Origin of the sequence: Pseudomonas sp. OTU750018 (genome assembly GCF_011636575.1) — a bacterium.
Classification (GTDB): Bacteria; Pseudomonadota; Gammaproteobacteria; order Pseudomonadales; family Pseudomonadaceae; genus Aquipseudomonas; species Aquipseudomonas peli.
Genome location: NZ_JAAPAU010000002.1, coordinates 742390 through 762435 on the forward strand (window position 1 = coordinate 742390; position 20046 = coordinate 762435).

Below are 20046 nucleotides of genomic sequence, written 5' to 3' on the forward strand. Positions count from 1 at the left end.
CGTCAGTTAGCGGATGTGGTCCGGATATACCTATTGGTCCACTGATGCTTGCACAGGTCGCAACAGTAGTAATCACTGATATCGAAGTCTGTTTTCACCACCTGCCTCCATGACATCTCCCTAGTGTTGCGATCCATCACATGCTCCTGACTGGAGTATGTCCCCCTGAACTTCTCATCAGTCTTGAAGATGCGGACTAGGTTGGAGTTGCATTTATCGCAGCGGTTGTCGTGCAGTCCAGAAGAGATCGCGATGTAACCAACTACGCAGAAAGCTACTAGGGCAACCACAATCAAAAAGTTCCTCAGGGCCTCGTTGTGTTGATCGTGGGCCATGAGAGAGCCGAAGACTGCAGGCGCGAGAATAAAGAGCGCTAGAAGCGCAGCAATGGTTACTTTCTTGCGGTCAATAATCTGCGAAGCGTGCTGCTTGAGAGCGGCAACCTGCTGTTGCTCGGCCTCTCGTTCCAGCTTCTGCTTTGTCTCCAGCGCCGCCTTAACATCAGATTCATGGTAGCGAATCACATCGATATTCGACTTTTTGATGCCAAAGGTCAGGGTGTCTTTATCATCGGCCGTCAGGCTTGGCCATACGTCTAACTGCCACTCGCCCACAAAACAGGTCACATCGAACTCATGCGCGTCGAACTCGAATGTCACAATCTCCCCATCAAGTATCTGCTTCTCGAATTCATCCTCCTCCGCCAGATCTTCGTCGTAGGTCTGCACCTTCACGGTAACTGGGAGGTCAGAGTGCCCTTGCAATTTGTCACGACGCTTTACCGAAAAGTGCACTTCGCTCTCCCTCGCTCTTCAACCCTAAATGACGAGGGATAGTAACTTTGTTCGCGCGCTGGGTATATTCCAGAAGCTGCTCTGTAGCACCCGGCGCTTGGCTTTTCGATAGATGCCAGCAACAACCCCGCATATCTGTCCTCTGTGATCATATGACCGCCGCAGCAAGGCTATTACTCGGCCAAGGCCCGGGCGTGCACCGTAAAAATCTGATCAAGCTGCCCGAATCGGCAAGCCGACACTGCAATATCAGGTAAGAGTTCGACGACTTCGTGGAGATGGCAGCTCTGGCTATGGCCAACTGAATCGCCCCGATTTTCCTAGAGATCTCGAAGCCTCAAAGGAGGCACCCTCAGGCAAGGTTTGATCAGTCCGCTTTTGGCCGATAGCTGCCTGATTCAAAAGGCTCCTATCGACCCAAAGCGGCCGGTGGAGACGGGCAGAAAGCGGTAATCGAGCGCCTACAAAACCAAGGCCGATTCAGCATGCTAACTTACAGTCCGCCCTGCAATTTGCTCAGCTAACTCAGGAGAAAGTCCCTTTTCTATCATTTTCCTTACGTAGTCGCCCTCAGCATCCCCAGATGTAGCTCTGTATCCCCCATTATTTATTACACCAAGGACCCATGCAGCTGGCGCACCTCGAATTTTCCGCCCTTTTAACGCCCTCGTCAGCAGGGATACAACCTGCCTAGCTTCTGAATCAAGGAGCTTCTCCAACATACGGTCTATCGAACGCCTGTCCTCGCCACTCAGACAACTAGGCAACTCAAAGCGCCGTTCGGGTTCAAATGGTTGTTCATGTAGTGGTTGTTGGCACGACAAGCTCGCGTCACCCCCCCCATGCTGTTCATCTGCCACCCCCGTGCCCGCCAAAATGTCGCAACCAACCACATCTCGACTCACCGGCGACACTGACAGAAGCTCTGTGGACTGGTTATCTAGCCGAAGGGTATAGACACTGGACATTTGACGCCCCGTTATGCAGTAACGATAGGAAACGCTCAGAAACCCTCCTTCCTCTAGTTCCTTAATGGTTCTTTGCACCGTACGTACAGACACATCGCACATCTTAGCTACTCGCTTAATCCTCGGCCAACAAACTCCGTGGCCATCAGCGCTTTCAGAAAGAGCTAACAGAATTAATTTACTAGTTGGCTTCAGCTTTTTCCCCCAACCCCACTTGTATGCACGAATGCTCATTGTGCACCCGCCACAGCAATAGAATTAGCAAACCCAAATACGCGAAAAATAACGTGACAAACAATTGTTCTACGCACAGTCGTTAGTCTGCGAGCTAGAACAGTATGATCAACTAGAGTTCTCCACGGCCCTCCCCCAAGCCAACTCAAAGACTTTGTCAGTGGAAAAATTTTTAACAGTGGAATTTCGTAAGTATCAATTATCAATCTGCGGAACTTTTTCATAAGGCCTCGCCCACATCTGTATTTAAGTAGGGCAAGTACCAACTCAATGATTGCCCTCCTGCAGATTATTGGCTTCGTCAATAGCTGTTTTGTGCTGAATTACGTCCCGCCCCTGGGGCTAGATAGCAGCGCCAAAATTGTGATAGGCGAAGTTGGACCACCTGGTTACAAGCCCTCGTCCGCTCTAGTCCTCCCCCTCAAAAACCTCACTCGGCCACCCACAACATTGATGTGCATACGCCAACACAAACCAAACACTCGCCCATACCCAAGCCCATGCCTTGCATTTTCTGAAACTCAGGCAAGCTGGGTATCACTTAGTAACCACAAAAGGTGCTGACCTCGTCTATCTGTACCCAAAACGGGACCGGATAGCCCCCCCAAACCCCTTTTATTTCTCCAGCATCAGTGGAAACAGATGACTAAGGAGAAATCCAAAAATGAGAAGTTCGGAGAATGATAAAAAAATGATTTGCCCTGGAGAGTGGTTCCGGCAGGAGCTGCTGGGCCCGGTATTCGGGATCAGTACAGAGGCCGCCAGAAAATATCGTGCCAATGGCCTCTGGTTAGAAGGTCGGCATTGGCGATGGGATCCAGCACGGAGAATTGTTTTTAATCGCAAAGCAATAGAAGCTTGGTTAGGAGGGGTGCTTTGACTGATAAGCTACCAAGAGGCGTAGAGCATATCGGTAACCAGCTACGGATCTCGTTCATGCTGCATGGCAAACGATACAGAGAACCTCTGCGCGGAATCGTCAAGATAAACAAAGCAGCTATTGCCTATGCCGATAACAAGCGTCGAACCATCCTGACCGAAATTAAAGAGGGACGTTTCGACTATTTAGCTCACTTTCCGGACTCACCATGTGCCGCACGATTTACAGGTATAGAGGGGGCAAACAAAAAACGCACAGTCGAGGATGGAGTTCAGCGTTGGCTAGAAGTACAAAAGGCAAAAAGAGCGAGCTGCACTTATATAAATTATAGAAGTAAGGCAAAACATCTGCTGACACGAATGGGGCTAAGGCGAATATCGGACATCACCAAGAGCGACCTTGAGTTGCTCCAAGCATACTTGCTCAAAAGCGGCCTTTCGCCCAAAACGGTTAATGACGTATTCACTGTCGTTCGCGGCGTCTGGACAGATGCTTTCGAGGACGGAGTGATCGCATCTAATCCACTTGAACGAATCAGCAATATAGAGCGCGATGCTGATTTGGAATCAGCCTTTCCGTTTACAAGAGATGAGCTAAAGCGTCTTGCTCTGGGCGATCCTGAAAGGTTGCCCGATGTACGAATGATCGTTTTCAACTGCTGGGCAGGACTTTCAGTGTCAGAACTAATCGCCCTGGCTGTGGAGGATATCGATTTAGAAAAGGGCACACTTCATGTCAGGCGCGCTCGCGTTGCACAGGAATATAAGGTTCCCAAAGAGCGTTCTCGAGCAAGAACCCTCGAACTGATCGCACCAGCGCTTGAGATGCTAAGAGAAATCAGTGCTGCACTTGGCCAGCAAGAAGCAATCGAGATAGAAGTGGTCCAAAGGGACAACATAATCCGTAAGAAGGAGAAGATTACTTTCCTGTTTCGTAACTCGGTCAGTGGAATCCCCTGGAGTGGTCAAACCCTTAATGCGTGGTTCGAAGGACACCTCAAGCGCTGCGGAATCGCTCACCGGGGACCCAATCAAAGCAGGCATACGTTTGCCAGTCAGGCTTTATCTAGTTTTGTACCCATGGAGTGGGTCGCCCGCCAGCTAGGGCATACCGATACAACGATGGTTAAGAAGCACTATGGACGCTGGATACCGCGCGACACAAAAAGCATGGCCCACTCAGTCTCAAAGATGATGGGATTTTGATGGCTAGAAGCGGTTTAGAGCGGACTGAGGCGAAGTGGTTTTGTCCAAATTTTGCCCAAACGCCAAACCAATTAAACAAAAAGCCCCTGGAATCTATAAAGATTTCAGGGGCTTAGAGTATTTCGATATGGCGGGAAGATAGGGATTTGAACCCTAGGTACCATCGCTGATACAACGGATTTCGAATCCGTCCCGTTCGGCCACTCCGGCATCTTCCCGTAGCGGCGCGAATGATAACAGGTGAAGTGCGTTTGGCGAACCCCAGTTTTGAAATTTTTCACATACTTTCAGATGCTTGCGATCAAAGGCTGTGAGCAACTGCGGAACCTGACTGACGGGAGGCTAAACAGTCGCCCACAAAAAGGGGCGCCGTAGCGCCCCTCTGTGTCGCGCTTACGCGCGTATTGCTGCGGCTTAGACGGTGAGACGCGTCAGGGCTTCGCGGTATTTGTCGGCGGTTTTCTGCGCGACGTCGGCGGGCACTGCTGGGGCTGGCGGCTCTTTGTTCCAGCCGGTGGATTCCAGCCAGTCACGCACAAACTGTTTGTCGAAGCTTGGCGGGTTTGTGCCTTCTACATAGCTGTCCGCCGGCCAGAAGCGGCTGGAGTCCGGTGTTAGGGCTTCGTCCATCAGGGTCAGGGTGCCGTCTTCGTCCAGGCCGAATTCGAACTTGGTGTCGGCGATGATGATGCCGCGTGTGGCGGCGTATTCCACCGCTGCGCTGTACAGGGCAATGGCGGTGTCGCGCACTTTGGCGGCCAGCTCGGCGCCGATGATCGCTTCGCATTGCTCGAAACTGATGTTCTCGTCGTGATCGCCCACGGCAGCCTTGGTCGAGGGTGTGAAGATCGGCTGCGGCAGTTTGGCCGCTTCTTTGAGGCCCGCAGGCAGTTGAATGCCGCAAACGGTGCCGCTCTTCTGGTATTCCTTCCAACCGGAGCCAACGATATAGCCGCGCACGATGGCTTCCACCGCGACTGGCTTGAGGCGCTTGGCGACTACCGCGCGGCCTTCCACCAGAGGCAGTTCGGCGGCGGGGACGATGTCTTCAACCTTGTCGCCGGTAAAGTGGTTGGGCACCAAATCCTTGAGCTTGTCGAACCAGAAGTTGGAGATGGCGGTGAGGATCTTGCCCTTTTCCGGGATCGGCTCGTTGAGGATCACGTCGAATGCCGAAAGGCGGTCGGTGGCGACCATCAGCATACGTTTGTCGTCGATTTCGTATAGATCACGGACTTTGCCCGAATAGATTTTCTTCAGACTCAGGGTGGTGGCTGTGCTCATGTCGGAATTTCCGCCGTTGGTAAACAAAACAGGCGAAACCCGCCGGGTTTCGCCTATTGGTGTTGCCGGTGCAGCAGTTTCCTGCTGTCAGCCAAGGTTTTCCTGGATCAGGTCCAGCACCTTGCGCGCCACGTCGGCGGGGGCAATGGTGTTGAGGTCTTTTTCCACGGTGACCTGCACGCTGTCGCCAACGGCGGTCAGACGTACCTGATAGCGCTCGGCACGGGCGTCGATTTCTTCCTTGCTCGGCGCACTGCCAAATACGCTACCGAAGAAGCCAGGTTTTTCGTCCGGCTTCTGCGCGCGCTCGGCCAGGTTGATGTAGTACACACCCAGGCTGCGGTTGATGTCGTCGATGCGCACATCTGCCATTTCCAGGGAGCGACCCACACCGGACCAGGCACGGTCGAAATCAGCACCCAGGCTCAGCACCGGGTTACCGTTGCCGTCTTCGGACAGGCTTACGCGGTTCGGAGCATCGTAATCACGAGCAGCCAGCAGGGAGACCGAACCACCCTGCTCGGCGCTGCGCGCCAGGGTCACGAGCATTTCATCGAGCAGCGCGGCATCCAGGCTTGGGTTGCTGCTACGGTTAGTGAAAGCAACATCGGCGGTGCTGCCAGCTGGACGCTCGGCGCTGACCACGAAGATTTCGCTGGTATTGCGCTGCACGCCTGGCTCGATACGCACCCGCACGCGGGTTTCGGCATCTGGATTCACGCCGGATACGCGGCTGCTCAGACGACGGGTCATGGATTCAGACAGGGCATCAAAACGCTGCCAGGAGGTGCTGAATTCGCCCGTTTGCGGACGCTCTTCTGCAATCTGGAAGCCGTTGTCAGCAAAGAACTGACGCGCCACAGGCCAGACTTCGGCCGGTACGCGCTGCGCCACAACCCAGCGCGACTCGCCGCTCTTTTGCAGGCTGAACTCGCTGGCATCACCGGCCACAGCCAGAGCTTGCGGGCGCGGCACGGTAAATTCGCCGGTATCGGTGGTGGTGGCAACTTGCTGCGGCACGGGCAGCAGTGGGTCGATACGCTTGGCGTCGACGTTTGGCGGCATTTGCATCGTGGCCGTCTGACGGGCTTCGAGGTAGTCGCTGCCACGGTCACGGAAATAGCCGTTTTCGCCATAGATCCAGCCGCAACCGCTGGTACCAGCGATGATCAGGGCCAGGGCAGAGAGTCCGGTGAGTCGCTTCATGCGTAGTAATTCCTCAATTAAACCAATACGCCGGACTGGCGCAGGGCCTGACGCAGCGGTTCATGACAACGTGGGCTGAGCCAGGTCAGTGGCAGACGGATACCGTCTGGCATCAAACCCATTTCATGCAGAGCCCATTTCACCGGAATCGGGTTGGATTCGATAAACAGCGCCTTGTGCAGCGGCATCAAGCGGTCGTTGATGGCGCGGGCAATCGCCGCTTCACCGCGCATGGCTGCTGCGCACAGATCGCTCATCGCGCGCGGGGCGACGTTGGCGGTTACCGAGATATTGCCCTTGCCGCCCATCAGCATCAGCTCAACGGCGGTGGCGTCATCGCCGGAATAGACCAGGAAATCCTTGCTCACGCGATCCAGAACTTCCTGGCCGCGCTGCAGGTCGCCGGTGGCTTCCTTGATACCGATGATGTTGTCGATCTTGGCCAGACGCTCAACGGTTTCCGGCAGCATGTCACAGACCGTACGGCCCGGCACGTTGTAGAGGATCTGCGGGATGGCAACCGATTCGGCGATATGGCGGAAGTGCAGGTACAAGCCTTCCTGAGTCGGCTTGTTGTAATACGGGGTGACCAGCAGGCAGGCGTCGGCGCCGACATCTTTAGCAGCGCGGGTCAGTTCGACTGATTCACGGGTGGAGTTGCCACCGGTACCGGCGATGACGGGAATACGTCCGGCAACCTGATCGACCACACGACGGATCACTTCTACGTGCTCACCCACGTCCAGCGTGGCGGACTCACCTGTGGTGCCGACCGCGACGATGGCGTTGGTGCCCTCTTGCAGGTGGAAATCCACCAGTTTGCTCAGGCCGTCCCAATCAAGACCACCTTGTGCATCCATGGGCGTAACCAGTGCCACCATACTGCCCGCAATCATGCAACCGCTCCTGCCGGAAAAAGAGAGCGGTAATGGTACTGGGGCCACCTGCCTTGCACAAGCGAAGTACCTCGGCAACGCGTATACAATCTTTCTCAGGCAAACGCGGCACATTCCACATCGCCAAGCCCTGCCGGCATTCCCCTGAGCGGTGCTTTTCGCTACCCTTCCGGCTTTGATCGGTGCTGTATAAACAGTCCGACCGCTTATTGTTTAGGAAGGCTGCATGTCCACCCCCCCAGTTCGCGAACAATTCCTGCTTATCAGCGCCCTTGGTCCCAACGCCATGGAGCTGACCAACGTGCTCTGCCGCACCAGTCACGAGAACCGTTGCGCCGTGGTCAGTACTCGCCTCAGCCGACATGGTGAGTACAGCGCACTGGTCTTGCAGATATCCGGCAGCTGGGATGCACTGGCTCGCTTGGAGTCAAGCCTGCCGGCGCTGGCGAAGAAGCACAGCTTCTCGGTCAACGTGATTCGCAGCGCCGCCTCGGAAAGCCGCCCACAGGCGCTGCCTTATGTGGCGTATGTCAGCTCGGCCTACCGCCCGGACATCCTTAATGAGCTGTGCCAGTTCTTTCTCGACCATCACGTCGAACTGGAAAACCTCACCTGCGACACCTACCAGGCACCGCAGACCGGCGGCACCATGCTCAACGCCACCCTGACCGTGACTTTACCAGCCGGCACGCAGATCAGCTGGTTGCGTGATCAGTTCCTCGACTTTGCCGATGCGTTGAATCTGGACGCCTTGATTGAACCCTGGCGTCCGCAGAACCCATAAAGGAGCAGCACGATATGGCCGTAGTACTCGACACCCCGGTTGCAGATTTTCAGGCAGAAGCCACCAGCGGCCAGACCGTAAAGCTGTCCGCACTCAAAGGCCAGCAAGTGGTGATCTACTTTTACCCGAAGGACAGCACGCCGGGTTGCACCACCGAGGGCCAGGGTTTTCGCGACCAATACCCGGCCTTTCAGGCAGCCAACACGCTGATCTTCGGCGTTTCGCGCGACGGCCTGAAGTCCCACGAGAACTTCAAGTGCAAGCAGGAATTCCCCTTCGAGCTGATCTCTGACAAAGATGAAGCCGTTTGCCAGCTGTTCGATGTGATCAAACTGAAGAAGCTCTACGGCAAGGAATACCTGGGCGTGGACCGCAGCACCTTTCTGATCGATAAAGAAGGTGTATTGCGCCAGGAATGGCGTGGCGTGAAAGTACCCGGGCATGTCGATGCGGTACTGGCCGCGGCCCAGGCACTGAATAAAGCCTGAATCGCGCGCGCAAAAAAGCCGGTCAATTGACCGGCTTTTTATTGCCTGCAGATTAATACGCCGTTATCTGCTCACTGCGTGGCCAGGCATCGATCACCGCCTTGAACAATGTGGCCAGCGGGATGGCGAAGAACACACCCCAGAAGCCCCACATGCCGCCAAACAGCAGCACGGCGCAGATGATCGCCACCGGATGCAGATTGACCGCCTCGGAGAACAGCAGCGGCACCAGGACGTTGCCGTCCAGCGCCTGAATGATCCCGTAGACCACCATCAGGTAAATGAACTGGTCACCAAGCCCCCACTGGAACAGCCCGATCAGCGCCACCGGCACAGTGACAACCACAGCGCCGATATATGGCACTACCACCGACAGACCGACCAACAAGGCCAGCAGCGCGGCGTAGTTAAGCCCCAAGTAGGCAAACGCGATGTAGGTGACCACACCACAGATAATAATTTCGATCACCTTGCCGCGAATGTAGTTGGCAATCTGCTTGTTCATCTCCTCAGCCACTTGAGTGATCAACGCACGTTCACGCGGCAGATAACCACGAAACCACGCACTGATCAGCTCGCGATCCTTGAGGAAGAAGAACACCAGAATCGGCACCAGCACGAGGTAGATCATGATGCTGACCAGCATCGGCAAGCTTGATAAGGAAAACGACAGTGCCCACTGGCCAAACTTGCCAACCTCACCCCGCACGCCCTCAATTAACTGCAGCACCTGCACATCGGTAATCAGCGTCGGGTATCGCTCCGGCAGCAGCAGAAACAGCGACTGCCACTCGCCAAGCATGCGCGGCAGCTCATTGAACAAGGTGCTCAACTGTTGCCAAAGCAGTGGCATCAACACCAACAGAAACAGCCCTAGCATGCTTAAAAACAGGGTAAACACCAGCCACACCGCCACCACTTGCGGCAAGCGCAGACGTTCAAAGGCATTCACCAACCCCTGCATCAGAAACGCCAGCACCAAGCCGGTCAGCACTGGAGCCAACATCCCACCTAGGTTCAGGATCGCGGCAAAGCCCAACACCAATAAAACCGCGAGCACCACCGCCTGCTCATCAGAAAAATAGCGATGCAACCAATCCTGAAACACCTTGAACATCGTGACTCCTTACTTGGGCAGCGCCTTCACAGGCATCCCTATGAACCGCACTTGTCGTCGCAGCTGCTAGGCCTTGCGCAGCCAATAGCGATACACACCACTATCGACCTCTTCACGCAACAGACTATGCCCGGCCAGGCTGGCGAAGGCACGGAAATCCCGCTGCGAGCCGGCATCAGTGGCCTCAACCTTGAGCACCGCGCCACTGGCCAGGCGGTTTAGCTCCAGCTTGGCTTTGAGTAAAGGTAGCGGGCAGTTGAGCCCGCAGGCGTCCAGTTGCGCGTCGAAGTCCTCGGCACGCCATTGCATATCAGTCATTGAGCCACTCCAGGAAGGCCGCAAGGATACCCAAGGGCGTACAACCCTGGCCAGCACCGCCGCCAGCCAGCTACAGTAGCGCCTTTGTTCGACACGAGCTTTGTGCATGAGCCTTCTGCGCCCTACCCTGTTGACGCTGGCCTGCCTGCTGGCAGCCCCCGCCACGGCCAGTGACCTGCCCTCCCTTGGCGATGCCAGTTCCGCCATCGTTTCCCCACAGCAAGAGCACCAGCTGGGCCGCGCCTGGCTGAGCCTGGTTCGCGGCCAGGTCAGCCAGCTCGACGACCCACAGCTCAAGGACTTCGTCGAAACCAGCGTCTATCGCCTGAGCGAAACCAGCCAACTGCAGGATCGACGCCTGGAGTTCGTTCTGCTCAACAGCCCACAGATCAACGCCTTTGCCGCGCCCGGTGGAATTGTCGGGGTCAACGGCGGCCTGTTTCTCTATGCGCAGACCGAAGCCGAGTACGCCTCGGTTATGGCTCACGAACTGGCCCATTTGTCACAACGCCACTTCGCTCGAGGGCTAGAAGCACAGCAGCGCATGCAGATCCCGGTGATGGCCGGACTGCTCGCTGGTATCGTCGCAGCGGCGGCTGGCGCTGGCGACCTGGGCATCGCCGCCATCGCCTCGACCCAAGCAGCAGCGATGCAGGAACAACGACGCTTCTCTCGACAAAATGAGCAGGAAGCTGACCGCATCGGCCTGGTCAACCTGGAAAAAGCCGGCTTCGATCCGCGCGCCATGCCCAGCATGTTCGAGCGTCTGATGCGCCAGTACCGCTACGATCGCAAGCCGCCAGAGTTCCTCCTCACTCACCCGGTGTCGGAATCGCGCATCGCCGACACCCGCAACCGCGCCGAGCAGTACAACGCGTCAGGGATCACTGACAGCGTGCGCTACCAGCTGATGCGCGCACGCGTGCAGCTGATCTACGAAGAAACCCCAGGTGTCGCCGCCAAACGCTTTCGCAACATGCTCGACGAGAATCCGCAGCTGGAAGCCGCCCGCTATGGCTTGGCGATTGCGCTGATCAAGAGCGGACAGCACAAAGAAGCCCGCGAAGCGTTGCAACCCCTGCTCGCCAAATCCCCCAACGACGTCACCTACAACCTGGCGCACGTTGAACTGGATATGGCAGCCAATCGTCTAGGCGATGCACAAAGTCGGATCACGCGCTTGCTGACCCTTTATCCGAACAATTACCCCGTCAACCAGGCGCATATCGATCTGCTGATGAAGCAGGTGCGCACTCAGGAAGCCGAGCGCGCCCTCGACGACATGCTGAAAAGTCGCGGCAAAGATCCGGATGTCTGGTATCAGGTAGCCGAAGTGCGCGGCCTGAGCGGCAATACCATCGGCCTGCACCAAGCCCGTGGCGAATTCTTCGCCCTGGTCGGTGACTACAACCAGGCCCTGGAACAGCTCGACTTTGCCAAGCGCCGCGCCAGCAATAACTTCCAACTAGCCTCACGCATCGACGCCAGGCAGCGCGAGCTGATGGAAGAACAGCGCATCATCGAGCAGATGCTTCGCTAGCACTGCGCGCCCTAGAGACGAAAAAGCCAGGCAAATGCCTGGCTTTTTTATACAGCTCGCTTAAGCGTTGCCGCTCAGCTTGAGCCGCGCGGCCTGGGTAAAGTCGAGCATACGCTTGAGCGGCTTGATCGCTTTGGGGATCAATGCCGGGTCGACGAATATCTCGTTACTACCCTCACGCAAGCACTCCAAGGTGCGCTGCAGAGTATTCATAGCCATCCACGGACAATGCGCGCAGCTACGGCAAGCAGCGCCGTTGCCGGCGGTGGGCGCGGCAACAAACTCCTTGTCCGGACACAGCTGCTGCATCTTGTAGAAGATGCCGGCGTCGGTGGCTACGATAAAGGTCTTGTTCGGCAGACGCTGCGCAGCGGCGATCAGCTGACTGGTAGAACCCACTGCATCGGCCAGATCGATCACCGCTGTCGGCGACTCGGGGTGCACCAGCACGGCGGCATCCGGATACAGCGCCTTCATATCTTCCAGCTGCTTGGCTTTGAACTCTTCGTGGACGATGCAGGCGCCGTCCCACAGCAGCATGTCGGCGCCGGTTTTGTTCTGGATATAACGCCCCAGGTGCTGGTCCGGTGCCCAGATGATGCTTTCGCCGTTATCCATCAGGTGCTCAAGAATCTCCACCGCGCAACTGGAGGTCACCACCCAATCAGCCCGCGCCTTCACCGCCGCCGAGGTATTGGCATACACCACCACCGTGCGTTGTGGGTGCTGATCGCAGAACGCCGAAAACTCTTCCACCGGACAACCCAGATCAAGCGAGCAGGTCGCCTCAAGCGTCGGCATCAGCACGCGCTTTTCGGGATTAAGGATTTTTGCTGTTTCGCCCATGAATTTAACGCCGGCCACCAACACAGTCTGCGCCGGGTGCTGATTGCCAAAGCGGGCCATCTCCAGCGAGTCGGAAACGCAGCCGCCCGTTTCTTCGGCCAGCGCCTGCAGCACGGGGTCGCAGTAATAGTGTGCGACCAGTACGGCATTTTGCTTTTTCAGCTCTGCGGCGATTTCGCTGCGGTAAAAAGCCTCTTGCTCAGGCGTGAGCGGCTTGGGCTGCTTGGCATCGAGGTGTGCTTGTACCAGCAGGCGTTCGGAAATCTGGGTCATGTCATCAGGCTCTGAATATGCTTTCAGTGCAGCGAGTATACCGCCTGCATGGCACGGCGCAGACAGCTTACGGCCAGACACAGGTAGTAAATTACGGATAAAAAAAAACCTGAAAATTCTTTTATAAGAACTTTCAGGCTTCTTTAACCTTCCGAAGAAGGGAATATGGTGGGTCGTGTGGGATTCGAACCTACGACCAATTGGTTAAAAGCCAACTGCTCTACCAACTGAGCTAACGACCCGACGCGAGGCGCATGATACTGATTTAATTCAGGAATTCAACACTTCGCGGAAAATTTTTTAGAAATAACGAGTGGGATCAACCAACCCGGCGGCAGTAAAGCCCGCTGCACGCAGACGGCAGCTGTCGCATTTACCGCAGGCACGGCCCTCATCATCAGCCTGGTAGCAAGAGACAGTCAGCGCGTAATCAACGCCCTGCTGAACGCCAGCCTGAACGATCTCGGCCTTGCTCATGGCCTGCAGTGGAGCCTGAATGCGAAAGCCCTGCCCTTCTACACCGGCCTTGGTAGCCAGATTGGCCATACGCTCGAAAGCCTCAACAAACTCCGGACGGCAATCGGGGTAACCGGAATAATCCACCGCGTTCACACCGATAAAAATATCCCGAGCGCCCAACACCTCGGCCCAACCCAGCGCAAGCGACAGGAAAATCGTATTGCGCGCTGGCACGTAAGTTACCGGAATGCCTTCGGTCGGGCTTTCCGGCACCTCGATACTGGAATCAGTCAGCGCCGATCCACCCATGCCATTCAGGTTCAGGCCGATCACCTTGTGCTCAACCACCCCCAACTGCCGCGCCACCAGCTCGGCCGCATGCAACTCGGAGCGATGCCGCTGACCGTAATCAAAACTCATGGTGTAACAGCTGTAGCCATCGGCTTTGGCCAACGCCACCACGGTGGCCGAATCCAGGCCGCCTGACAGCAGAATTACCGCTTTCTTATCGCTCATATCAATGTCCCGGCTCATCATTCCAGAGAATCTTGTGCAGCTGCATTTGCAGGCGAACCGGCAGGTTGTCGGCAATGATCCACTCAGCCAACGAACGCGCATCCAGCTCATGGTGACTCGGCGACATCAGCACTTCGCTAACGCGCTGATCCAGGCGGTACTGGATCAGCTTGCTCACCGCCCAGTCATAGTCCTCACGGGAGCAGATCACGAACTTGACCTGATCATTCGGCGTCAGCAGGTCAATATTCTCATAGCGGTTACGCGCCACTTCGGCCGAGCCCGGGGTTTTCAGGTCGAGGACCTTGCTTACCCGCGGATCGACAGCGGAAACATCCAAAGCGCCACTGGTCTCCAGTGACACCTCATATCCGGCATCACACAGACGCTTGAGCAAAGGAATGCAGTTAGGTTGCGCCAGCGGCTCACCACCAGTCACACAGATATAACGCGGCTTGTAGCCGGCCACCTGCAGGGCGATGGCGTCCAGAGACATGATCTCGCCACCACTGAAGGCATAGGCGGTGTCGCAGTATTGGCAACGCAGCGGACAGCCGGTCAGGCGAACGAACACCGTCGGCAAGCCGGCGGTGCGCGTCTCGCCCTGCAGCGAGTAGAAAATCTCGGTAATGCGCAGGGTATCTTGCATATCAGCCACGGGCGTGACAGCTAAACAGGCTGTCCGCCTCCGTTGCGGGAAAAGGGGCGCGGATTGTATACGAAATAGATTAAGGGTGAAATTTTTAACGTCGCGCGGCGACGGACAGAGACTGACCGCCAGGATGGCTGACCATAAAAATCTGGGAAATCTTTAACGCTACTCAGCAACCACCCCGTGGGGGAAAAGCAGTAATGGCTGCCAATAAAAAACCCGCGCTAAACGCGGGTTTCTTGATCAAGCATTCAGCTCTTAAGGCAAGCGCTGCAAATCACGCTGCGCCAGCTGAGCTGCCGAGCTGCCTGGGTACTGCACAATTACTTGCTGCAGAATGCCCTTGGCTTTGTCACTGTTGCCCAGACGCTGCTCGACATCAGCCAGCTTGAACAGCGAATCCGGCACTTTGGCATGGCTCGGGTAAGTCTGGCTGACCCGAGCAAAAGCCTGGCCAGCGCCCTGTAAATCGCCCTTAGCCAGGTTTACCTCGCCCAGCCAATACTGCGCGTTGCCGGCGTACTGACTGTTGGGGTATTTGCGCAGGAAAGCGGCAAAAGCCTGACTGGCTTTGTCGAAGTCCTTTGCTTTGATCAAATCAAAGGCCGCTTCGTAAAACAGCTTTTCCTTTGCTGGATCGGCCGGCTCATTACTGGCCGGCGCTTGTGCCTGCCCCGCCGCTGGCGGAGTAGGCGTACCACCGACATTAATTGCACCGGCAGTTGAAGAATTCTGGCCGACTGCAGCACCTGCTGCACCACCACTCACACGTCGATCAAGATCCTGATAACGCTCCAGGCTTTCTTGTTTCAGACGCTGAATTTCATTCTGTTGCTCTTCCAGCGTACCGCGCAGCTGCGCGATCTCTTCCTGCATCTGCTGTAACTGGTTGAACAGCATGCCCTGCGCCGTGACAGGGGCAGCAGCCCCTGTCGCGACGGAGGTGCCGGACGTACCGTAACCAGCAGGCGGGTAACTGCTGCCGTAACCGGCATTGTTATCCACCACGGGAACCTCAGCCCACGCCGCAAGCGGCAGGCTGAGCGCCAAAACGGTTAAAGCACGACGGCACGTACTCATATCGAATTACTTACGCAGTTCGACGCGACGGTTTTGAGCCCAGGAGGACTCGTCGTTGCCAGTGGCGATTGCGCGCTCTTCACCGTAGGAAACCAGTTCCAGTTGAGCTGGCGAAACGCCCTGCAGTACCAGGTAACGCTGCACAGCTTTGGCGCGACGCTCGCCCAGAGCCATGTTGTATTCACGAGTACCGCGCTCGTCAGCGTGGCCTTCCAGAACTACGCGAGCGCCATTGCCTTGCAGGTCTTTGGCGTGCACGTCCAGAGCGCGCATGGCCTCTGGCTTCAGGTCGGAGCTGTCGTATTCGAAGTAGAAGGTGGTGATAGCGCGCAGAGCAGCTTCTTCGCTCAGGCTGCCATCAACAGCGCCAGTGTTGGCACCGTAACCAGCGTTTGGATCGGTAGCGCCTTCGCCAGCAGCGTCGCCGCCTTTCGAGGAGCAACCAACTGCAACGGCCAGAGCCAGGCTCAGGGCAGCAAACTTACCAAATTTCAGCATTTCCATCATGTAACTCCTAATGAACCCCAGTGTGTTAAGCAGTATTTCAGACAGCAAAAAAGGTGTAGCACCGCATCAGTTCAGGTAAGGGGACCAAGAAGGCTCTCGAACTTCGCCTTGAGCGGTAGGAAGAGGGAGCCTCACGCGACCATTGGTGGACGCTAACACCAAGACTCCCCGGCCCTGCTGGCGGGTGGCGTAGATTACCATGGTGCCGTTGGGCGCGACAGTAGGCGACTCATCCAGACTGGTGTCTGAAAGTATCCGCAAATTGCCGCGCTGCAGGTCTTGCGCCGCCACTTTGAACACGGTGTAACCATCCTGGCGATGGATCATCACCAGGGTTTTCTCATCAGCGGAAAGTTTCGGGTTGGCGTTGTAGTTACCGATAAAGGTCACACGTTCTGCCGAACCGCCGTTGATATTGGTCTTGTAGATCTGTGGTTTGCCGGAGCGATCCGAGGTGAAGTACAGGGTCTGACCGTCCTTACCCCAGAATGGTTCGGTATCAATCGATGGCTGATTGGTCACACGGCGCAGCTGGCGAGAGCCCATGTCCATCACATAGATTTCCGGGTTGCCGTCACGTGACAGCACGAACGCCAGACGGTTACCGTCTGGCGACCAGGCTGGCGCGCCATTCAGGCCTTCAAAATTGGTGATCTGCTCGCGGCGACCGGTATCGATGTGCTGCACGAAAATGCGCGGACGCTTCTGCTCGAAAGAGACGTAAGCAATACGACGACCATCCGGAGCGAACGACGGCGAAAGAATCGGCTCGCGCGATTGCAACAGAGTCACTGCACGGGCGCCGTCATAGTCGGAGCGCTGCAGCGTGTAACGGGTGTTGTTAACCGCAAAACGCTCGGCTGTTACATACAGCATACGCGTCGAGAACGCACCCTTAACGCCGGTGAGCTTCTCGAAGGACTGGTCGGCGATATGGTGCGCCATGTCACGCAGCTGATCGACACCGCCACCCACGCTGCCGGTCATGACCTGCTGCTGAGTGGTGACGTTGAACAAGGCGAACTGGATCTGCAGACGACCAGCGTTCGGCACAATGTTGCCAACCAGTACGTACTGCGCCCCCAACGCTTGCCAATCGCGGTAGATCACTTCAGCCGCCTGAGTCGGCAGGCTGATCATGTTCTGCCGAGGAATCGGCTCGAATACCCCGGAATTGCGCAGGTCATTGCCGATGATTTCAGCCATATCCTCGGGCAACACACTGCCGCCCTGCCAGCCAAACGGCACTACGGCGATGGGGGTGGCACGGTCCGTTCCATTAACAATCATCAGTGGATCAGCGGCCTGAACGGTGCCGACCAGTATGGTCAGACCGAGCAGAACAATACGCATCAGGGTATTCACAGACCTAAATCCTCCGGTTTGAAGACAGCGCGACGCTGCCGGTAAAGGCGATCAAAAGTGGCGCGATCCAGCTGTTGCATTTCGGCAATACGGCCGACGTTACGCACCGCCTGTACAGCAGAGTTATCAAATGGCGAGTCGCCACTGGAGCGCGTCACGCTTGCGTTAGTAATGGTGCCATCAGGCAGCATTTCGATCAGCACTTCTACACTCATGCCATTACGCGCAGATGGCGGACGCCGCCATTGCTGGCTGACCAGCATGACAATCAAATCATCCAGGCTACCAGCGACTTCATCGCCGACCGTGTCAGCGATTGCCTGCTGGCGCCCGACATCCTCAGAAAGCAACTCGGCCAATGCAGCAGCCTTCTTGTCTTCTACAGCTTTACGCTGCGCCGCTTCTGCCGCCTTTTTCTTGGCGTCATCCGCTTTTTTCTTCTTTGCAGCTTCAGCGGCGGCTTTCTTCTTCGCCTCTTCTGCCGCTTTTTTCTTTGCATCTTCAGCGGCTTTTTTCTTCGCCGCCTCATCCGCGGCTTTCTTCTTGGCTACATCAGCGAGCTTCTTCTGCTCAGCAGCCTTTTTGTCAGCCTCGGCTTTTTTGGCCTCTTGGGCTTTCTGAACCTCTTGCGCTTTCTTTTGTTCCGCAGCCTTGGCCGCTACTTTTTCCTGCTCAGCTTTTTTCTGTTCAAGCTGCTCGGTTTCGTACACAGGAGCGGTGGTTTTCTTGGTTTCGCCTGCAATCTTCTGATTGGTCTGAGTGGTGGCCTGGCTTTGTGATTGCAGCTTGTACAGGGTGGCTTGCACCACCGGTTTGGCCGGCGGCAGATCCGGGGCAAAGGCGAAACTGACGAACAACATGGCAAACATGATGACGTGCAGGCCTACAGCCCAGACAACCGGCCAAAACAGACTTTCCGAAGGCGAGCGTTCGCGCTGGTCGTGCATCAGGGGGCCTCAGTGATCAGCCCGACGTTACCCACGTCAGCCTGCTGCAAACCGCCCATGGCCGCCATGATGGTGCCGTAATCAACGGTTTTGTCGCCGCGCACAAACACCTGAACCTGCTTACCGGTGGCCCGGCTCTGGCTGATGATCGCCGTCACAGCCCGGGTCATCTCTTCCAATGTCAGCGCTTTGTCCTGGACTGTGTCGACATCGACTTCAGTGCCCATATTCCAGTAATAGGTCTTGTCGGCCTTGATCGAGATGGTCAACACCTGCGCGTTGTTATCTTGCGGCAGGGCTTCACTGCTGACTTTCGGCAGATCGACCTTGACCCCCTGGTTGAGCATGGGCGCGGTCACCATAAAGATCACCAGCAGTACCAACATCACATCGATGTAAGGCACTACGTTCATCTCGGCGACGGGCTTGCGTCTGTTGCGAATTCTGGCCATGGCTTAAAACCTTTCGTAAAGAGTGCCTAAGGCTTAGTCGTCGCTGGTGTGGACTTTGCGGTGCAGAATCGCCTGGAACTCATCGGCGAAGGTGTAGTAACGACCGATCAGCATTTCGCCACGGGCAGCAAAACGGTTGTAGGCGATAACCGCAGGAATCGCAGCGAACAGACCGATGGCAGTGGCGATCAGCGCCTCGGCAATACCAGGCGCCACAGTGGCCAGGGTTGCTTGCTGCACCTGAGCCAGGCCACGGAAGGAGTTCATGATGCCCCACACGGTACCGAACAGACCGATATAGGGACTGGTCGAGCCAACGGTGGCAAGGAACGGCAGGCTCTGCTCAAGCTTCTCTTCTTCACGCGAAATGGCCACACGCATGGCACGTGCCACCGCGTCCATCACTGCATCCGGATCGACACCGGCCTGCTGACGCAGACGCGAGAATTCTTTAAAACCAGCGCGAAAGATCTGCTCCAGACCTGAGTCCGGGTCCGGGTTGCTGCCCGCTTGGCGGTAAAGCTTGGACAGGTCAATACCCGACCAGAAGCGCTCTTCGAAGTTATCCAGCGCGCGCTTGGCTGCCCGCAGCAGCGCAGTGCGCTGAAAGATCATGACCCAGGACATGACCGATGCGGCCACCAGTGTCAGCATTACCAGTTGTACTACCAGACTGGCGTTGCTGATCAGACTCCACATTGACATGTGGTCAACGGCGTTGGCTTCCACGCTTACTCTCCTGCTCTAGATGTACCCGCGCCGCCCTGCCCGGCAAAGGCCGTGTGCAGAGCTTGGGGAATAGCCCGGGGTTTCAAATTGTCGGCGCGCACACAGGCCACCATAAACTGCCCTTCACAAAGCAGCGCATCATCCGTTGCTCGCCTGACCTGTTGACGAAAACGCAGGCTGGCACGGTTCAATTCAATCACTTCAGCGCTCACCAGCAACTCATCGTCGAGCTTGGCTGGCGCGTGGTAGCGCGCTTCAGCCGAGTGCACAACGAACAACAGGCCCTCCTCGGCCAACGTCGACTGGAGAAAGCCCAGATCACGCAGGCGCTCGGTACGAGCCCGTTCCATAAATTTGAGGTAATTGACGTAGTAGACGATGCCGCCTGCATCGGTGTCTTCGAAATAAACCCGACAACAATGGGTGAACGGCGTAACTCCGTTTTGCGCGCGCATACTCTAGTGCCAGCTCCCGATCTTGCCAATCGTCTTCGACAAGTATTTTTT

General features: G+C 56.4%; 21 protein-coding genes, 2 tRNA genes and 1 pseudogene. 5 read left to right on the forward strand and 19 right to left on the reverse strand.

Annotation, left to right across the window (positions count from 1 at the left end):
• Window positions 1–2: 2 nt before the first annotated feature.
• Window positions 3–794 (reverse strand): hypothetical protein, encoded by a 792-nt coding sequence (locus HCI85_RS12325; RefSeq protein WP_167144925.1) that lies wholly within the window; start codon window positions 792–794, stop codon window positions 3–5.
• A 488-nt stretch (window positions 795–1282) separates the two neighbouring features.
• The gene (locus HCI85_RS21345) at window positions 1283–1996 is read right to left on the reverse strand and encodes a helix-turn-helix domain-containing protein (protein WP_167144926.1); all 714 of its coding nucleotides are present in this window, start codon (window positions 1994–1996) and stop codon (window positions 1283–1285) included.
• Between the two features lie 664 nt (window positions 1997–2660).
• Between HCI85_RS21345 and HCI85_RS20990 the strand changes: the two genes are divergently transcribed.
• Together HCI85_RS20990 and HCI85_RS12335 are read left to right on the forward strand one after the other, a co-directional pair.
• Complete coding sequence (locus tag HCI85_RS20990; RefSeq protein WP_241693776.1) at window positions 2661–2876, forward strand: DNA-binding protein; 216 nt, start codon at window positions 2661–2663, stop codon at window positions 2874–2876.
• Window positions 2873–4081, forward strand: coding sequence for an Arm DNA-binding domain-containing protein (locus HCI85_RS12335; RefSeq protein WP_167144927.1), 1209 nt, complete (start codon window positions 2873–2875; stop codon window positions 4079–4081). The genes HCI85_RS20990 and HCI85_RS12335 overlap by 4 nt, the downstream gene beginning before the upstream one ends.
• 128 nt (window positions 4082–4209) lie before the next feature.
• Here the strand turns inward: HCI85_RS12335 and HCI85_RS12340 are convergent.
• From HCI85_RS12340 to dapA, 4 genes are all read right to left on the reverse strand, one after another.
• Window positions 4210–4299: transfer RNA gene (locus tag HCI85_RS12340), tRNA-Ser, on the reverse strand.
• Window positions 4300–4495: 196 nt separating this feature from the next.
• Window positions 4496–5365 carry a phosphoribosylaminoimidazolesuccinocarboxamide synthase gene (locus HCI85_RS12345; protein WP_167144928.1) on the reverse strand — a complete coding sequence of 290 codons (870 nt, stop codon included), beginning with the start codon at window positions 5363–5365 and terminating at the stop codon, window positions 4496–4498.
• A gap of 87 nt (window positions 5366–5452) precedes the next feature.
• Window positions 5453–6571, reverse strand: a complete 1119-nt coding sequence (gene bamC / locus HCI85_RS12350) for an outer membrane protein assembly factor BamC (protein WP_167144929.1) — start codon at window positions 6569–6571, stop codon at window positions 5453–5455.
• Between the two features lie 17 nt (window positions 6572–6588).
• Window positions 6589–7467, reverse strand: a complete 879-nt coding sequence (gene dapA / locus HCI85_RS12355; protein WP_090252647.1) for a 4-hydroxy-tetrahydrodipicolinate synthase — start codon at window positions 7465–7467, stop codon at window positions 6589–6591.
• A 226-nt stretch (window positions 7468–7693) separates the two neighbouring features.
• On the opposite strand from dapA, the gene HCI85_RS12360 reads away from it, so the two are divergent.
• Both HCI85_RS12360 and HCI85_RS12365 read left to right on the forward strand, forming a co-directional pair.
• Complete coding sequence (locus tag HCI85_RS12360) at window positions 7694–8251, forward strand: glycine cleavage system protein R (protein ID WP_090252644.1); 558 nt, start codon at window positions 7694–7696, stop codon at window positions 8249–8251.
• A gap of 14 nt (window positions 8252–8265) precedes the next feature.
• A complete protein-coding gene (locus HCI85_RS12365) occupies window positions 8266–8739 on the forward strand; it encodes a peroxiredoxin (protein WP_167144930.1) in 474 nt (157 codons plus the stop codon).
• Window positions 8740–8791: 52 nt separating this feature from the next.
• On the opposite strand, the gene HCI85_RS12370 is transcribed toward HCI85_RS12365, so the two are convergent.
• Window positions 8792–9856: an AI-2E family transporter gene (locus tag HCI85_RS12370; RefSeq protein ID WP_167144931.1), complete on the reverse strand. Its 1065-nt coding sequence runs from the start codon at window positions 9854–9856 to the stop codon at window positions 8792–8794.
• A gap of 66 nt (window positions 9857–9922) precedes the next feature.
• Window positions 9923–10174 (reverse strand): sulfurtransferase TusA family protein, encoded by a 252-nt coding sequence (locus HCI85_RS12375; RefSeq protein WP_090252637.1) that lies wholly within the window; start codon window positions 10172–10174, stop codon window positions 9923–9925.
• A 106-nt stretch (window positions 10175–10280) separates the two neighbouring features.
• On the opposite strand from HCI85_RS12375, the gene HCI85_RS12380 reads away from it, so the two are divergent.
• Window positions 10281–11714 carry a M48 family metalloprotease gene (locus HCI85_RS12380; protein ID WP_160087514.1) on the forward strand — a complete coding sequence of 478 codons (1434 nt, stop codon included), beginning with the start codon at window positions 10281–10283 and terminating at the stop codon, window positions 11712–11714.
• Window positions 11715–11774: 60 nt separating this feature from the next.
• Here HCI85_RS12380 and nadA read toward each other — a convergent pair whose 3' ends face one another.
• From nadA to ybgC, 11 genes and pseudogenes are all read right to left on the reverse strand, one after another.
• The gene (gene nadA / locus HCI85_RS12385) at window positions 11775–12833 is read right to left on the reverse strand and encodes a quinolinate synthase NadA (protein ID WP_167144932.1); all 1059 of its coding nucleotides are present in this window, start codon (window positions 12831–12833) and stop codon (window positions 11775–11777) included.
• 166 nt (window positions 12834–12999) lie between these two features.
• Window positions 13000–13075, reverse strand: a tRNA-Lys gene (locus tag HCI85_RS12390).
• Window positions 13076–13133: 58 nt separating this feature from the next.
• A complete protein-coding gene (gene queC, locus HCI85_RS12395; RefSeq protein WP_167144933.1) occupies window positions 13134–13808 on the reverse strand; it encodes a 7-cyano-7-deazaguanine synthase QueC in 675 nt (224 codons plus the stop codon).
• A gap of 1 nt (window position 13809) precedes the next feature.
• Entirely contained in the window at window positions 13810–14457 is a 648-nt protein-coding gene (gene queE / locus HCI85_RS12400) for a 7-carboxy-7-deazaguanine synthase QueE (RefSeq protein WP_160087520.1), read from the reverse strand.
• 261 nt (window positions 14458–14718) lie between these two features.
• Window positions 14719–15540, reverse strand: a complete 822-nt coding sequence (gene ybgF / locus HCI85_RS12405; protein ID WP_167144934.1) for a tol-pal system protein YbgF — start codon at window positions 15538–15540, stop codon at window positions 14719–14721.
• A 6-nt stretch (window positions 15541–15546) separates the two neighbouring features.
• A complete protein-coding gene (gene pal / locus HCI85_RS12410) occupies window positions 15547–16044 on the reverse strand; it encodes a peptidoglycan-associated lipoprotein Pal (protein ID WP_090252626.1) in 498 nt (165 codons plus the stop codon).
• 69 nt (window positions 16045–16113) lie between these two features.
• Complete coding sequence (gene tolB, locus HCI85_RS12415) at window positions 16114–17412, reverse strand: Tol-Pal system beta propeller repeat protein TolB (RefSeq protein WP_167144935.1); 1299 nt, start codon at window positions 17410–17412, stop codon at window positions 16114–16116.
• Window positions 17409–18359, reverse strand: coding sequence for a cell envelope integrity protein TolA (tolA, locus tag HCI85_RS12420; RefSeq protein WP_090252621.1), 951 nt, complete (start codon window positions 18357–18359; stop codon window positions 17409–17411). Before tolA ends, tolB begins: the two co-directional genes overlap by 4 nt.
• Window positions 18359–18811, reverse strand: a complete 453-nt coding sequence (gene tolR / locus HCI85_RS12425; protein ID WP_090252619.1) for a protein TolR — start codon at window positions 18809–18811, stop codon at window positions 18359–18361. Before tolR ends, tolA begins: the two co-directional genes overlap by 1 nt.
• A 33-nt stretch (window positions 18812–18844) precedes the next feature.
• The gene (tolQ, locus tag HCI85_RS12430; protein WP_090252616.1) at window positions 18845–19540 is read right to left on the reverse strand and encodes a protein TolQ; all 696 of its coding nucleotides are present in this window, start codon (window positions 19538–19540) and stop codon (window positions 18845–18847) included.
• Window positions 19521–19995, reverse strand: a pseudogene (ybgC, locus tag HCI85_RS12435) (tol-pal system-associated acyl-CoA thioesterase). The gene tolQ and the pseudogene ybgC overlap by 20 nt, the downstream one beginning before the upstream one ends.
• Window positions 19996–20046 lie beyond the last annotated feature (51 nt).

Coding starts and splice junctions, on each gene's coding strand:
- HCI85_RS21345 (WP_167144926.1), bottom strand. CDS start 1,996: ATGAGCATTCGTGCATACAAGTGGGGTTGGGGGAAAAAGCTGAAGCCA.
- HCI85_RS20990 (WP_241693776.1), top strand. CDS start 2,661: ATGAGAAGTTCGGAGAATGATAAAAAAATGATTTGCCCTGGAGAGTGG.
- HCI85_RS12345 (WP_167144928.1), bottom strand. CDS start 5,365: ATGAGCACAGCCACCACCCTGAGTCTGAAGAAAATCTATTCGGGCAAA.
- bamC (WP_167144929.1), bottom strand. CDS start 6,571: ATGAAGCGACTCACCGGACTCTCTGCCCTGGCCCTGATCATCGCTGGT.
- dapA (WP_090252647.1), bottom strand. CDS start 7,467: ATGATTGCGGGCAGTATGGTGGCACTGGTTACGCCCATGGATGCACAA.
- HCI85_RS12360 (WP_090252644.1), top strand. CDS start 7,694: ATGTCCACCCCCCCAGTTCGCGAACAATTCCTGCTTATCAGCGCCCTT.
- HCI85_RS12365 (WP_167144930.1), top strand. CDS start 8,266: ATGGCCGTAGTACTCGACACCCCGGTTGCAGATTTTCAGGCAGAAGCC.
- HCI85_RS12370 (WP_167144931.1), bottom strand. CDS start 9,856: ATGTTCAAGGTGTTTCAGGATTGGTTGCATCGCTATTTTTCTGATGAG.
- HCI85_RS12375 (WP_090252637.1), bottom strand. CDS start 10,174: ATGACTGATATGCAATGGCGTGCCGAGGACTTCGACGCGCAACTGGAC.
- HCI85_RS12380 (WP_160087514.1), top strand. CDS start 10,281: ATGAGCCTTCTGCGCCCTACCCTGTTGACGCTGGCCTGCCTGCTGGCA.
- nadA (WP_167144932.1), bottom strand. CDS start 12,833: ATGACCCAGATTTCCGAACGCCTGCTGGTACAAGCACACCTCGATGCC.
- queC (WP_167144933.1), bottom strand. CDS start 13,808: ATGAGCGATAAGAAAGCGGTAATTCTGCTGTCAGGCGGCCTGGATTCG.
- queE (WP_160087520.1), bottom strand. CDS start 14,457: ATGCAAGATACCCTGCGCATTACCGAGATTTTCTACTCGCTGCAGGGC.
- ybgF (WP_167144934.1), bottom strand. CDS start 15,540: ATGAGTACGTGCCGTCGTGCTTTAACCGTTTTGGCGCTCAGCCTGCCG.
- pal (WP_090252626.1), bottom strand. CDS start 16,044: ATGGAAATGCTGAAATTTGGTAAGTTTGCTGCCCTGAGCCTGGCTCTG.
- tolA (WP_090252621.1), bottom strand. CDS start 18,359: ATGCACGACCAGCGCGAACGCTCGCCTTCGGAAAGTCTGTTTTGGCCG.
- tolR (WP_090252619.1), bottom strand. CDS start 18,811: ATGGCCAGAATTCGCAACAGACGCAAGCCCGTCGCCGAGATGAACGTA.